Raw genomic sequence first — 12,855 nt, 5'->3', positions numbered from 1 at the left:
GGGCCGGGCGGGGCAGACCGGGCTCCCGCACATGACACCGCGTCCATGCAGTACGTTCGGGTCATGTCCCAGCCCGCCAAGTCCTCACGTACACCAGCTACGCCCGACGCGCCGGAAAGTGCCGCAGGCAGCCGCGCCGCCGCCCAGCGCCTCAAGATGCGCCGAGAACTGGCGGCCGCAGCCATGGAGCTGTTCGCGACCAAGGGGTACGAGGCCACCACCGTCGACGAGATCGCGGCCGCGGCCGGCGTCGCCCGCCGGACCTTCTTCCGCCACTTCCGCTCCAAGGAGGAGGCGATCTTCCCGGACCACGACGACACCCTGGTCCGTGCCGAGGCGGTCCTGAACGCCGCCCCGGCGCACGAGCACCCGCTCGACACGGTGTGCCGGGGCATCAAGGAGGTCATGAGGATGTACGCGGCGCATCCGGACATCTCCGTGGCCCGCTACCGGCTCACGCGCGAGGTGCCCACCCTGCGCGAGGCCGAGATCGCCTCCGTCGCCCGCTACGAGCGCCTGTTCACCCGCTATCTGCTCGGCCACTTCGACGAGCGGGCACACGCCGACGACGCCAACGACGACCCGCTGCTGGCCGAGGTCGCCGCCTCCGCGGTGGTCACCGCCCACAACCACGTGCTGCGGCGCTGGCTGCGCGCGGACGGCCGGGGTGATGTGGAGACGCAGCTCGACCACGCCTTCTCGATCGTGCGCAAGACCTTCGGCACCGGCATCGGCGCCGGCCGGAACACGGCCGCCCGCCCGGCCGCCGGCGCTCCGGCGACGGCCTCCGCGCACGGCGAGGTACTCGTCACCGTCGCCCGCACCGACGCCCCCCTCGACGAGGTCATGCGCACCATCGAGGAGGCGCTCAAGGAGCGCTGAGCCCGCTCCCCCGCTGTGATGACGGCCACCCCTCGGGGTGGCCGTTTTGCCATGTCAGGGGCCCTTTTCGAGGGGATTTCGCGAGCTGTTCGATCGATCATCGCTCATTTGTTACGTAAAGATTTCATCTGAGACGAAGTTCTGGCACTCAGTGCCTTGTCACCTGACACGCGGTGTCATACGTTGAAGGAAGTCCGGGCGGCCGGCGAGCAGCGACCATTCGTTCGCCGGCTGTCCCCGCAAGCCCATGGCCTGCGCGCCCGGACGCCTGCGTCACAGGCAACCTCCCGCGCCACAAAGCGCTGCCGAAGCACCACCGAGCCGAACCTACGGCACTTTCACCAAAACCCTCAGCAGCACGCATCCCAGCACCGACGAACCCTCAAGCGCCCCTCCCTCAGGGCGCTCACCGCCGGAGGCAACACCGTGACCGTGAAGGACATCCTGGACGCGATCCAGTCGAAGGACGCCACGTCCGCCGACTTCGCCGCACTTCAGCTCCCCGAGTCGTACCGGGCGATCACCGTGCACAAGGACGAGACGGAGATGTTCGCGGGCCTCGCGACCCGCGACAAGGACCCGCGCAAGTCGATCCACCTGGACGACGTCCCCGTGCCCGAGCTCGGGCCGGGCGAGGCCCTGGTGGCCGTCATGGCCTCCTCCGTCAACTACAACTCGGTGTGGACCTCGATCTTCGAGCCGCTGCCGACCTTCGGCTTCCTGGAGCGCTACGGCAAGCTCAGCGAGCTGACCAAGCGGCACGACCTGCCCTACCACATCATCGGCTCCGACCTGGCGGGCGTCGTCCTGCGCACCGGCCCCGGCGTCAACGCCTGGAAGCCCGGTGACGAGGTCGTCGCCCACTGCCTCAGCGTGGAGCTGGAGTCCTCCGACGGGCACAACGACACGATGCTCGACCCCGAGCAGCGCATCTGGGGCTTCGAGACCAACTTCGGCGGCCTCGCCGAGATAGCCCTCGTCAAGTCCAACCAGCTGATGCCGAAGCCGAACCACCTCAGCTGGGAGGAGGCCGCCGCCCCGGGCCTGGTGAACTCCACCGCCTACCGGCAGCTGGTCTCCCGCAACGGCGCCCAGATGAAGCAGGGCGACAACGTCCTGATCTGGGGCGCGAGCGGCGGGCTCGGGTCGTACGCCACGCAGTTCGCACTGGCGGGCGGCGCCACCCCGATCTGCGTGGTCTCCAGCGAGCAGAAGGCCGAGATCTGCCGGAAGATGGGCGCCGAGCTGATCATCGACCGCAGCGCCGAGGGCTACAAGTTCTGGAAGGACGAGCACACCCAGGACCCGAAGGAGTGGAAGCGCTTCGGCAAGCGCATCCGCGAACTCACCGGCGGCGAGGACGTGGACATCGTCTTCGAGCACCCCGGCCGCGAGACCTTCGGCGCCTCGGTGTACGTCACCCGCAAGGGCGGCACCATCGTCACCTGCGCCTCCACCTCGGGCTACCAGCACGAGTACGACAACCGCTACCTGTGGATGTCGTTGAAGCGGATCGTCGGCTCGCACTTCGCCAACTACCGCGAGGCATGGGAGGCCAACCGCCTGGTCGCCAAGGGCAAGATCCACCCCACCCTGTCGAAGGTGTACTCCCTGGAGGACACCGGCCAGGCCGCCTACGACGTCCACCGCAACCTGCACCAGGGCAAGGTCGGCGTGCTGTGCCTCGCGCCCGAGGAAGGCCTCGGCGTGCGCGACGAGGAGATGCGGGCCGAGCACATCGACGCCATCAACCGTTTCCGGAACATCTGAGAGCCCTCGATGACAGAGCGTCAGAAAGATCGTCCGTGGCTCATGCGGACGTATGCCGGCCACTCCACGGCCGAGGCATCCAACGAGCTGTACCGGCGCAACCTCGCCAAGGGCCAGACGGGACTGTCGGTGGCGTTCGACCTGCCGACGCAGACCGGCTACGACCCCGACCACATCCTCGCCCGCGGCGAGGTCGGCCGGGTCGGCGTGCCCGTCTCGCACCTCGGTGACATGCGCCGGCTGTTCCAGGACATCCCCCTGGAGCAGATGAACACCTCGATGACGATCAACGCCACCGCCATGTGGCTGCTGGCGCTCTACCAGGTCGTCGCCGAGGAGCAGGGCGCGGACATCACCAAGCTCCAGGGCACGACCCAGAACGACATCGTCAAGGAGTACCTGTCCCGCGGCACGCACGTCTTCCCGCCGGGACCCTCGCTCCGCCTGACGACGGACATGATCGCGTACACGGTCTCCCACATCCCGAAGTGGAACCCGATCAACATCTGCAGCTACCACCTGCAGGAGGCCGGGGCCACGCCGGTGCAGGAGATCGCGTACGCGATGTCCACCGCGATCGCCGTCCTGGACGCCGTGCGCGACAGCGGCCAGGTGCCACAGGAGCGCATGGGGGACGTGGTCGCGCGGATCTCCTTCTTCGTGAACGCGGGCGTCCGCTTCGTCGAGGAGATGTGCAAGATGCGCGCGTTCGGCCGCATCTGGGACACGATCACGCGCGAGCGGTACGGCATCGAGAACCCCAAGCAGCGCCGCTTCCGCTACGGCGTCCAGGTCAACTCCCTCGGCCTGACCGAGGCGCAGCCGGAGAACAACGTCCAGCGGATCGTGCTGGAGATGCTGGCCGTGACGCTGTCCAAGGACGCCCGCGCGCGTGCCGTGCAGCTTCCGGCCTGGAACGAGGCGCTGGGCCTGCCCCGGCCCTGGGACCAGCAGTGGAGCCTGCGCATCCAGCAGGTGCTCGCCTACGAGAGCGACCTGCTGGAGTACGAGGACATCTTCGAGGGCTCGAAGGTGATCGAGGCCAAGGTGGAGCAGCTGGTCGCCGACTCCTTCGCGGAGATCGAGCGGATCCAGGAGATGGGCGGCGCGATGGCCGCCGTCGAGTCCGGCTACCTGAAGTCGCAGCTGGTCGCCTCGCACGCCGAGCGCCGGGCCCGGATCGAGTCCGGCGAAGAGAAGATCATCGGCGTCAACGCCTTCGAGGGCACCGAGCCGAACCCGCTCACCGCCGACCTGGACACCGCGATCCAGACGGTGGACCCGGCGGTCGAGGCCCGCGTGATCGCCGCGCTCCAGCAGTGGCGTGACACCCGCTACCAGCCGCCGTTCAACCACCCGCGCCCCTGCAAGGCGCTGGAGCGCCTGAAGGAGGCCGCCCGGGGCACCGGCAACCTGATGGAGGCCACCCTGGAGTGCGCCCGCGCCGGGGCGACGACCGGCGAGTGGGCGGGAGCGCTGCGCGAGGTGTTCGGCGAGTACCGGGCGCCCACCGGGGTCTCCTCCGCGCCCGTGGCCGTCCCCGTCGAAGCCGGCTCCGCGCTCGCCGAGGTCCGCGCCAAGGTGGATGCCACCGCCCGCGACCTGGGCGTCGGCAAGCTGCGCTTCCTGGTCGGCAAGCCGGGCCTGGACGGGCACTCCAACGGCGCCGAGCAGATCGCCGTACGCGCCCGCGACGCCGGCTTCGAGGTGGTCTACCAGGGCATCCGGCTCACCCCGGAGCAGATCGTGGACGCGGCCCTCGCCGAGGACGTGCACGCGGTCGGCCTGTCGATCCTCTCCGGCTCGCACGCCCAGCTGGTCCCGGACGTGCTCCAGCGGCTGCGTGTGGCGGGTGCCACAGATATACCGGTGATCGCAGGTGGCATCATCCCGAACGGTGACGCCGAGCAGCTCAGGGCCGCCGGAGTGGCCGCTGTCTTCACCCCGAAGGACTTCGACATCACCGGGATCATCGGCCGCATCGTCGACGAGATCCGGACCGCGAACAAGCTCGACCCCCTGGAGGTCTCCGCATGACCACCCCCGTCAACCGCCTTCGCCCGCGGCGTTCCTGCCTGGCCGTACCCGGCTCGAACCCCCGCTTCCTGGAGAAGGCGCAGGGCCTGCCGGCGGACCAGGTCTTCCTCGACCTGGAGGACGCGTGCGCCCCGCTCGCCAAGCCCGAGGCGCGGCACACCATCGTCAAGTTCCTCAACGAGGGTGACTGGACGGGCAAGACGCGGGTGGTCCGCGTCAACGACTGGACGACCGAGTGGACGTACCGCGACGTCGTGACGGTCGTCGAGGGTGCCGGGCAGAACCTCGACTGCATCATGCTGCCGAAGGTGCAGACGGCCGAGCAGGTCGTGGCGCTCGACCTGCTGCTCACGCAGATCGAGAAGACGATGGGCTTCGAGGTCGGCCGGATCGGCATCGAGGCGCAGATCGAGAACGCGCAGGGCCTGAACAACGTCAACGCGATCGCCCAGGCCTCCCCGCGCATCGAGACCATCATCTTCGGCCCGGCCGACTTCATGGCCTCCATCAACATGAAGTCCCTCGTCGTGGGCGAGCAGCCGCCCGGCTACCCGGCGGACGCCTACCACTACATCCTCATGAAGATCCTGATGGCCGCCCGCGCCAACGACCTCCAGGCGATCGACGGCCCCTACCTCCAGATCCGCAACGTCGACGGCTACCGCGAGGTCGCCCAGCGCGCCGCCGCGCTCGGCTTCGACGGCAAGTGGGTGCTGCACCCGGGCCAGGTCGAGGCCTCCAACGAGATCTTCTCGCCGTCCCAGGAGGACTACGACCACGCCGAGCTGATCCTGGACGCGTACGAGTACTACACGTCCGAGGCCGGCGGCAAGAAGGGCTCCGCGATGCTCGGCGACGAGATGATCGACGAGGCCAGCCGCAAGATGGCCCTGGTCATCTCCGGCAAGGGCCGCGCCGCCGGCATGCGCCGCACCACCAAGTTCGAGATCCCGGAGGCCTGAGCCATGCAGTTCGGACGCACCTACGAGGAGTTCGAGGTCGGGGCGACGTACAAGCACTGGCCGGGAAAGACGGTCACGGAGTACGACGACCACCTGTTCTGTCTCCTCACCATGAACCACCACCCGCTCCACATGGACACCAACTATGCGGAGAAGACGACGGACTTCGGCAAGAACGTCGTCGTCGGGAACTACATCTACTCCCTGCTGCTCGGCATGTCCGTGCCGGACATCTCCGGCAAGGCGATCGCCAACCTGGAGATCGAGTCGCTCAAGCACGTGGCGCCGACCTTCCACGGCGACACCATCTACGGCCAGACGACCGTGCTGGACAAGTGGCCGTCGAAGTCGAAGGACGACCGCGGCATCGTCTACGTCGAGACCAAGGGCTACAAGCAGGACGGCACCCTCGTGTGCGTCTTCCGCCGCAAGGTGATGGTGCCGACCGAGACGTACATCAAGGAACGCGGCGGCGAGCAGCCGGGCCGCCCGGAGCTGAAGCAGCAGGAGAAGTGATGGCGCGCCTCGCCCAGACCGCCGGTCTGACCGACGTCCAGCAGGAGATCGTCTCCACCGTCCGGGACTTCGTCGACAAGGAGATCATCCCGGTCGCGACCGAGCTGGAGCACCGCGACGAGTACCCGCAGCAGATCGTGGACGGCCTCAAGGAGCTGGGCCTGTTCGGTCTGATGATCCCCGAGGAGTACGGGGGCCTGGGCGAGTCGCTGCTCACCTACGCGCTGTGCGTGGAGGAGATCGCCCGCGGCTGGATGTCGGTGTCCGGCATCATCAACACCCACTTCATCGTCGCGTACATGCTCAAGCAGCACGGCACGCAGGAGCAGAAGGACCACTTCCTGCCGCGGATGGCGGCCGGTGACATCCGGGGCGCCTTCTCGATGTCGGAGCCGGCGCTCGGCTCCGACGTGTCGGCCATCTCCTCCAAGGCGGTCAAGGACGGCGACGAGTACGTCCTGACCGGCCAGAAGATGTGGCTGACGAACGGCGGCACGTCCTCCCTCGTGGCCGTCCTGGTGCGCAGCGACGAGGGCCACCCGGAGGGCACGGCCCCGCACAAGTCCATGACCACCTTCCTGGTCGAGAAGGAGCCGGGCTTCGGCGAGGTCCGCCCTGGCCTCACCATCCCCGGCAAGATCGAGAAGATGGGCTACAAGGGCGTCGACACCACCGAGCTGATCATGGACGGGCTGCGCATCCCGGCCGATCGGGTGCTCGGCGGCGTCACCGGCCGAGGTTTTTACCAAATGATGGACGGCGTGGAGGTCGGCCGGGTCAACGTCGCGGCCCGTGGCTGCGGTGTCGCCCAGCGCGCCTTCGAGCTGGGGGTGCAGTACGCCCAGCAGCGGCACACCTTCGGCAAGCCGATCGCCCAGCACCAGGCCATCCAGTTCAAGCTGGCCGAGATGGCGACCAAGGTCGAGGCCGCCCATGCGATGATGGTGAACGCGGCGCGCAAAAAGGACTCCGGGCAGCGAAACGACCTGGAGGCCGGGATGGCGAAGTACCTCGCCTCCGAGTACTGCAAGGAGGTCGTGGAGGACGCCTTCCGCATCCACGGCGGCTACGGCTTCTCCAAGGAGTACGAGATCGAGCGCCTGTACCGCGAGGCGCCGATGCTGCTCATCGGTGAAGGTACCGCCGAGATCCAGAAAATGATCATCGGCCGCCGGTTGCTCGAAGAGTATCGATTCCAGGGCTGATTGTCCGTATACGGGGTGTTTTCTTCGAGGGGAAGATCACACCCCGTAGACGTTGTTCAGCCGGTCTTCGGCCGCCGACTCGGCTTCCTGGCTTGCCCAGTTGCGGCCCGCGACCGGTACGATCCCCGGAAAGCCGCCGTCCCCCGTCTTGCGCGGCATCATCCGCTACGAAGGTCATCCATGCCCCACAGCCAAACCTCTGCACCTCGCGACAGCCGAGCCGGCGTACGCCTCGCGCGCGGAGCATCGCCGTGGCTTCTCCCGACCGTCGCCACCGCAGCCCTCAGCCTGGCCCGCGCCCGCCGCTCGGGTGCCGCCAAGGCCGTCGCCGTGCCCGCCACCGCTCTCGCGGCGGGCATGCTGTGGTTCTTCCGCGACCCCGAGCGCGAGATCACCCAGGGCCGGGTCATCTCCCCGGCCGACGGTGTGGTGCAGAGCATCATGCCCTGGAAGGACGGTCGCACCCGCGTCGCCATCTTCATGAGTCCGCTCAATGTCCACGTCAACCGCGCGCCGCTCGCGGGCACGGTGACGTCGGTCGAGCACATCCCCGGCGGCTTTGTTCCGGCTTTCAACAAGGAGAGCGAGAACAACGAGCGCGTAGTCTGGCATTTCGACACCGAACTCGGCGACATCGAGATGATCCAGATCGCCGGCGCGGTGGCCCGCCGCATCGTGCCCTACATCCCTGAGGGCACGAAGGTCGAGCAGGGCGACCGTATCGGTCTGATCCGCTTCGGCTCGCGTGTCGATCTCTACCTGCCCGAAGGCGTGGAGGTGGCGGTCGAGGTCGGACAGAAGACCGTGGCTGGGGTGACTCGCATTGACCGTGATTGATCCGGAGACCCAGGCGAACTGGGTGCCCGAGGCCGACGAGGTGGACGAAGAGGAGGAGATGCCGCTCTCGCTCCGCCTGTCGATAGCGGACACCCTCACCCTCGGCAACGCCACGTGCGGATTCATGGCGGTGTACTTCACCACCACGGGCATCCTGATCCCGCACCTCACCGGCAGCCAGGAGTCCGGCATGGCCCGCCACAGCGCGGCCACGGCGGTCATCCTGATGCTCTGCGCGGCGGTGTTCGACCTCTTCGACGGCCTGGTGGCGCGCAAGCTGCGCTCCTCGCCGATGGGCGCGGAGCTGGACAACCTCTCCGACCTGATCAGCTTCGGGCTGGCGCCGGCGTACTTCGTCCTCGTCTACGGCATGGTCGCGGACGACGCGCACCAGAGAGTCGCGGCACTCGGGGCGATCGTGGTGCTGCTGGCGGTCGTGCTGCGGCTCGCCCGCTTCTCGTGCGTGACGATGAAGGACGGGATGTTCCAGGGCATGCCGTCGCCGTTCGGCGCGCTCACCGTCGTCTCGATCGTGCTCCTTGAGCTCCCGTTCGTGGCGACCCTGCTCGCGATCGTGGGCACGGCCTGGCTGATGGTGAGCCGGGTGGAGTACCCGAAGCCGCGCGGGCGGCTCGCCGGGGCGATGCTCTGCTGGATCGTCCTGTCCATGGGCCTCCTGGCCGCCTGGGCCTTCGACGCCCCCAGCGGCCAGCTGCTCCTCCAGACGGGCTGCGCGCTCCAGCTGGTCATGGGCGCGGTGATCCCACTGTTCGCCACGGCCCGCCGGGTGAACAACTTCCGCGACAACCGCCGCGAGGCTCGGACGGCGCAACTGCCGTGACGGCGTCCTGACCGAGGGCCCCGAATCCAGGGTTGGCTGGATTCGGGGCCCTTTCGTCTGCGCGGCGCCTGCCGGGGGCTGCGCCTTCCGGCGGTCACACCAGGAGGTCCTCGGCGATGCGGGAGGCGACGCGCTCCAGGAGGGGGCCGGCGTGCGCGATACAGCGGGAGACGTCGGGTTCGAGGGCCGTCAGGGGGTAGGCGCGGGAGATGCCGGCCGCGTGCAGGGCCGGTTCCGTCAGGGCGAGGCGGCCGCACACCGCCACGACCTCCTTGCCCGCGGCACGCGAGGCCGCCGCCACGCCCGCCGGGGCCTTGCCGTGCAGGGTCTGCTCGTCCAGGGAGCCCTCGCCGGTGATCACCAGGGACGCGCGCGCCAGGGCGGGGGCGAAACCGAGGACGTCGAGCATGAGGTCGATGCCGGGGCAGAACCGCGCGCCGAGGAGCAGCGCGCCGTACCCGACGCCGCCCGCCGCCCCCGCGCCCGGCGCCGCCGCGGCCCGCGCCGCCCGGGGCCCGACCTCCGCCTCCAGCACCTTCGCGTAATGCCCGAGCGCCGCGTCCAGGGCCCGCACGTCGTCCGGCGAGGCCCCCTTCTGCGGGCCGTACACCGCGGGAGCGCCGGTCGGCCCGGTCAGCGGATTGTCGACGTCGCCGGCCAGCACGAGCGAGACGCAGGACAGCCGGGGGTCCAGACCGGAGAGGTCGGCGCGGGCCAGGCCGGCCAGACCGCCGCCACCCGGCGGCACCGGCTCCCCGTCCTCCCCCAGGAACCGCGCCCCGAGCGCCGCCAGCATCCCGGCGCCGCCGTCCGTCGTGGCGCTGCCGCCCACGCCGAACACGATCGTCCGCGCCCCGGCGTCCAGCGCGGCGCGCAGCAGCTCGCCGGAGCCGTACGTGGACGCGGTCAGCGGCGCGAAGACGCCCGCCGGCAGCCGGTGCAGGCCACTCGCCTCGGCCATCTCCACCACCGCGGTGCCGTCGCGCAGCGCGAACGCCGCCGTCACCGCTTCCCCCAGCGGCCCGGCCACCCGCACCGTGCGCCGTTCGAACCCGGCCGCGACGGCCGCGGCCACGGTCCCGTCGCCGCCGTCCGCCACCGGCAGCGCCTCCACCACCAGGTCCGGCACCACCCGCCGCAGCCCGGCGGTGACCCGCTCGGCGACCTGCACGGCCGTCAGCGAGCCCTTGAACTTGTCCGCGGCGACGAGTACCCGACGGGTCCCGTCCACTGCGCCGTTCGCCACTTGCCATCCCCTTGCTCTCCGGGCCCCGCGCACATACCGGGACCGGTCGCGCCGCCGCGACCTTAACCTCGCCGGACCCCCACCGTCATGCCCCCGGCCAAGGGCTGAACAGACCCGGGGAAAACGGGTACACCCAGGCCATGAGCAGCGAGCACCCGGCACCCGTCGATCTCGCCGACCGGATCCACGGCGGCTGGCTCGGGCGGATCGCGGGCAACATGCTCGGCAAGCCGGTCGAGCAGGGCGAGGTGTGGACCCCGGCGCGCATCGACCGCTACCTCGGCCGCTCCGGCGCGCTGCCGCTCACCGACTACCTGCCCGAGCCCGCCGACCCGGCCGACACCGCCGCACTGCGCCCGGAGTGGCGCTCCTGCGTCCGCGGCCGGATCCACGGCAGCTGCCGCGACGACGACGTGGACTACACGATCCTCGGACTGCACCTGCTGGAGAGCCGCGGCTTCGGCTTCAGCACCGAGGACGTCGGCGAGCTGTGGCTGACCCGGCTGCCGTACCTGCAGACCTTCACCGCGGAACGGGCGGCCTACCGCAATCTCGCGAACGGACTGCGGCCGCCCCTGACGGCGACGTACGAGAACCCGTACCAGGAGTGGATCGGCGCCCTCATCCGCGCGGACGTCTTCGGCTGGACCCGCCCCGGCGACCCCGCCCGCGCGGCGGCCCTGGCCCACCGCGACGCCGTGCTGTCCCACACCGGCAACGGCGTCTACGGCGCCCTGTTCGCGGCCGCGCTGATCGCCGCCGCCTTCACCGCCCCGACCGTACGGGCCGCGCTGGACAGTGCGCTCGGCGTGATCCCGGCGAGCTGCCGCCTCGCCCGCACCGTGCGCCGCGTCGTGTCGCTGCACGAGGCCGGGCTGCCCTGGGCCGACACCCTGGCCACCGCGACCGGCGAGAGCGCCGGGGGCTGGATCCACACCGTCCCGAACGCGGCCGTCCTCACCGCGGGGCTGCTCTACGGCGACGACGACTTCACCCGCACCCTCGCGCTCACCGTGCGCGGCGGTCTGGACACCGACTCCAACGGGGCGACCGCGGGCTCGGTGGCCGGTGTCCGCACCGGCGCCGCCGCCCTCCCGGGCCACTGGAAGGACCCCCTGGAGGACACGGTCCGCAGCGCGGTCTTCGGCTTCGACGGCGTGCGGATCAGTGCGCTGGCCGAACGCACCGTGCGCCTGGCGGGGGCCGGTTCGCAGCCCGGCTCCGGCTGGATACCCTGCCCCCATGACCTCCACCGCTGACTACGCCGCGTACATCGCCGGCCTGCCCCGGGTCCTCGCCGGGGCCGCCGCGCTCTTCCGGGACAGGGAAGGGCGGGTGCTGCTGGTCGAGCCCAACTACCGTGAGGGATGGGCTCTTCCGGGCGGGACGGTGGAGTCGGACAGCGGGGAGACGCCACGGCAGGGGGCGCGCAGGGAGACGCGGGAGGAGATCGGGCTCGACCGGTCGCTCGGGCGGCTGCTCGCCGTGGACTGGGTTCCGGGCACGGCGCGGCCGCCGTTGGTGGCGTACGTGTACGACGGCGGGGTGCTCGCCGACGACGACCTGGGCGCGATCCGGCTCCAGGAGGAGGAACTGCTGTCCTGGCGGCTGGTGCCGCGCGAGGAACTCGCCGCGCATCTTCCCGGTGCCCTCGGCCGCCGTGTCCTCGCCGCCCTCGACGTCCTCGCCGACGGTTCCGGCCCGGCCGAGCTGGAGAACGGCCACCGGGCGGACTGACCCCGCGGCCCGGCCGGCCTCCCGGATCCACCGCGCCGATATCCACTCGCACCGCCCGACCCCGCGCCCTACCCTCGCCCCATGGGCAAGCCTCTCGTGGCCATTCTCAGTGGCGCAGGTATCTCCACCGACTCCGGAATCCCCGACTACCGAGGGCCGAACGGCCTGTGGCGGCGCGACCCCGAGGCGGAGAAGCTCGTCACGTACGAGTACTACATGGGCGATCCGGAGATCCGGCGCCGGTCATGGCGGATGCGGCGCGGCAACCAGGCGCTGGGGGCCGAGCCCAACGCCGCCCACCGGGCCGTCGCGGAGCTGGAGCGGTCCGGGGTCCCGGTCCGGGTGATCACACAGAACGTGGACGGGCTGCACCAGCTCGCCGGGATGCCCGCCCGCAAGGTGCTCGAACTGCACGGCACAGCACGGGAGTTCCTCTGCACGCAGTGCCATGCGCGCGGCCCGATGGAGGACGCCCTGGCACGCCTCGACGCCGGTGAGGACGATCCCCGGTGCCGGGAGTGCGGCGGCATCCTGAAGTCCGCCACGGTGATGTTCGGCGAGCGCCTCGACCCGATGGTGCTCGGCGAGGCCGTGGCCGTCACCAAGGCCTGCCAGGTGTTCATCGCCGTCGGCACCAGCCTCCAGGTACAGCCCGCCGCCGGCCTCGCGGGGGTCGCCGCCGACCACGGCGCCCGCCTGATCGTCGTCAACGCGGAACCGACGCCGTACGACGACCAGGCGGACGAGGTGATCCGCGAGCCCATCGGGACCGCGCTGCCCCGGCTGCTGGCCGGCCTGGCCGAGGACACGGCGGCCGGCTGA

The 12,855-nt window shown here is 70.5% G+C and carries 13 protein-coding genes; 11 read left to right on the top strand and 2 right to left on the bottom strand.

The genetic code is table 11. The features are described from left to right. Window positions 1-63: 63 nt before the first annotated feature. The 6 genes from ACWDD7_RS06610 to ACWDD7_RS06585 all read left to right on the top strand — a co-directional run bounded on the left by ACWDD7_RS06610 (window position 64) and on the right by ACWDD7_RS06585 (window position 7,372). Complete coding sequence (locus ACWDD7_RS06610; RefSeq protein WP_450456581.1) at window positions 64-882, top strand: TetR family transcriptional regulator; 819 nt, start codon at window positions 64-66, stop codon at window positions 880-882. Between the two features lie 432 nt (window positions 883-1,314). Continuing rightward, complete coding sequence (gene ccrA / locus ACWDD7_RS06605) at window positions 1,315-2,652, top strand: crotonyl-CoA carboxylase/reductase (protein ID WP_285553366.1); 1,338 nt, start codon at window positions 1,315-1,317, stop codon at window positions 2,650-2,652. Window positions 2,653-2,661: 9 nt separating this feature from the next. Further along, window positions 2,662-4,689, top strand: a complete 2,028-nt coding sequence (locus ACWDD7_RS06600) for a protein meaA (RefSeq protein ID WP_392211871.1) — start codon at window positions 2,662-2,664, stop codon at window positions 4,687-4,689. Continuing rightward, a complete protein-coding gene (locus ACWDD7_RS06595) occupies window positions 4,686-5,651 on the top strand; it encodes an HpcH/HpaI aldolase/citrate lyase family protein (protein WP_351871897.1) in 966 nt (321 codons plus the stop codon). Before ACWDD7_RS06600 ends, ACWDD7_RS06595 begins: the two co-directional genes overlap by 4 nt. A 3-nt stretch (window positions 5,652-5,654) precedes the next feature. Continuing rightward, window positions 5,655-6,167: a MaoC family dehydratase gene (locus ACWDD7_RS06590; RefSeq protein ID WP_145884642.1), complete on the top strand. Its 513-nt coding sequence runs from the start codon at window positions 5,655-5,657 to the stop codon at window positions 6,165-6,167. After that, window positions 6,167-7,372: an acyl-CoA dehydrogenase family protein gene (locus tag ACWDD7_RS06585; RefSeq protein WP_285552496.1), complete on the top strand. Its 1,206-nt coding sequence runs from the start codon at window positions 6,167-6,169 to the stop codon at window positions 7,370-7,372. The genes ACWDD7_RS06590 and ACWDD7_RS06585 overlap by 1 nt, the downstream gene beginning before the upstream one ends. 36 nt (window positions 7,373-7,408) lie before the next feature. Here the strand turns inward: ACWDD7_RS06585 and ACWDD7_RS06580 are convergent, their stop codons facing one another. Beyond that, a complete protein-coding gene (locus ACWDD7_RS06580; RefSeq protein ID WP_351871902.1) occupies window positions 7,409-7,534 on the bottom strand; it encodes a hypothetical protein in 126 nt (41 codons plus the stop codon). An 18-nt stretch (window positions 7,535-7,552) separates the two neighbouring features. Between ACWDD7_RS06580 and ACWDD7_RS06575 the strand changes: the two genes are divergently transcribed. Next, entirely contained in the window at window positions 7,553-8,209 is a 657-nt protein-coding gene (locus tag ACWDD7_RS06575) for a phosphatidylserine decarboxylase (RefSeq protein ID WP_450456580.1), read from the top strand. A gap of 22 nt (window positions 8,210-8,231) precedes the next feature. Further along, a complete protein-coding gene (pssA, locus tag ACWDD7_RS06570; RefSeq protein WP_351871982.1) occupies window positions 8,232-9,050 on the top strand; it encodes a CDP-diacylglycerol--serine O-phosphatidyltransferase in 819 nt (272 codons plus the stop codon). A gap of 94 nt (window positions 9,051-9,144) precedes the next feature. Here the strand turns inward: pssA and ACWDD7_RS06565 are convergent, their stop codons facing one another. Further along, complete coding sequence (locus ACWDD7_RS06565) at window positions 9,145-10,296, bottom strand: glycerate kinase (RefSeq protein ID WP_450456579.1); 1,152 nt, start codon at window positions 10,294-10,296, stop codon at window positions 9,145-9,147. A gap of 140 nt (window positions 10,297-10,436) precedes the next feature. Here ACWDD7_RS06565 and ACWDD7_RS06560 point away from each other — a divergent pair, with 140 nt between their 5' ends. The 3 genes from ACWDD7_RS06560 to ACWDD7_RS06550 all read left to right on the top strand — a co-directional run bounded on the left by ACWDD7_RS06560 (window position 10,437) and on the right by ACWDD7_RS06550 (window position 12,855). Then, on the top strand, window positions 10,437-11,555 hold the full coding sequence (locus tag ACWDD7_RS06560; RefSeq protein WP_450456578.1) for an ADP-ribosylglycohydrolase family protein: 1,119 nt from the start codon (window positions 10,437-10,439) through the stop codon (window positions 11,553-11,555). After that, window positions 11,539-12,033: an NUDIX hydrolase gene (locus ACWDD7_RS06555; RefSeq protein WP_351871911.1), complete on the top strand. Its 495-nt coding sequence runs from the start codon at window positions 11,539-11,541 to the stop codon at window positions 12,031-12,033. The genes ACWDD7_RS06560 and ACWDD7_RS06555 overlap by 17 nt, the downstream gene beginning before the upstream one ends. A gap of 81 nt (window positions 12,034-12,114) precedes the next feature. After that, entirely contained in the window at window positions 12,115-12,855 is a 741-nt protein-coding gene (locus ACWDD7_RS06550; protein ID WP_450456577.1) for an SIR2 family NAD-dependent protein deacylase, read from the top strand.

Source organism: Streptomyces sp. NPDC001056, from assembly GCF_053598955.1.
The sequence above is the reverse complement of the archived record's forward strand: the minus strand, read 5'-3'. Positions and strand labels throughout refer to the sequence as shown.

Coding starts and splice junctions, on each gene's coding strand:
- ACWDD7_RS06610 (WP_450456581.1), top strand. CDS start 64: ATGTCCCAGCCCGCCAAGTCCTCACGTACACCAGCTACGCCCGACGCG.
- ACWDD7_RS06600 (WP_392211871.1), top strand. CDS start 2,662: ATGACAGAGCGTCAGAAAGATCGTCCGTGGCTCATGCGGACGTATGCC.
- ACWDD7_RS06595 (WP_351871897.1), top strand. CDS start 4,686: ATGACCACCCCCGTCAACCGCCTTCGCCCGCGGCGTTCCTGCCTGGCC.
- ACWDD7_RS06590 (WP_145884642.1), top strand. CDS start 5,655: ATGCAGTTCGGACGCACCTACGAGGAGTTCGAGGTCGGGGCGACGTAC.
- ACWDD7_RS06585 (WP_285552496.1), top strand. CDS start 6,167: ATGGCGCGCCTCGCCCAGACCGCCGGTCTGACCGACGTCCAGCAGGAG.
- ACWDD7_RS06580 (WP_351871902.1), bottom strand. CDS start 7,534: ATGATGCCGCGCAAGACGGGGGACGGCGGCTTTCCGGGGATCGTACCG.
- ACWDD7_RS06575 (WP_450456580.1), top strand. CDS start 7,553: ATGCCCCACAGCCAAACCTCTGCACCTCGCGACAGCCGAGCCGGCGTA.
- ACWDD7_RS06560 (WP_450456578.1), top strand. CDS start 10,437: ATGAGCAGCGAGCACCCGGCACCCGTCGATCTCGCCGACCGGATCCAC.
- ACWDD7_RS06555 (WP_351871911.1), top strand. CDS start 11,539: ATGACCTCCACCGCTGACTACGCCGCGTACATCGCCGGCCTGCCCCGG.
- ACWDD7_RS06550 (WP_450456577.1), top strand. CDS start 12,115: ATGGGCAAGCCTCTCGTGGCCATTCTCAGTGGCGCAGGTATCTCCACC.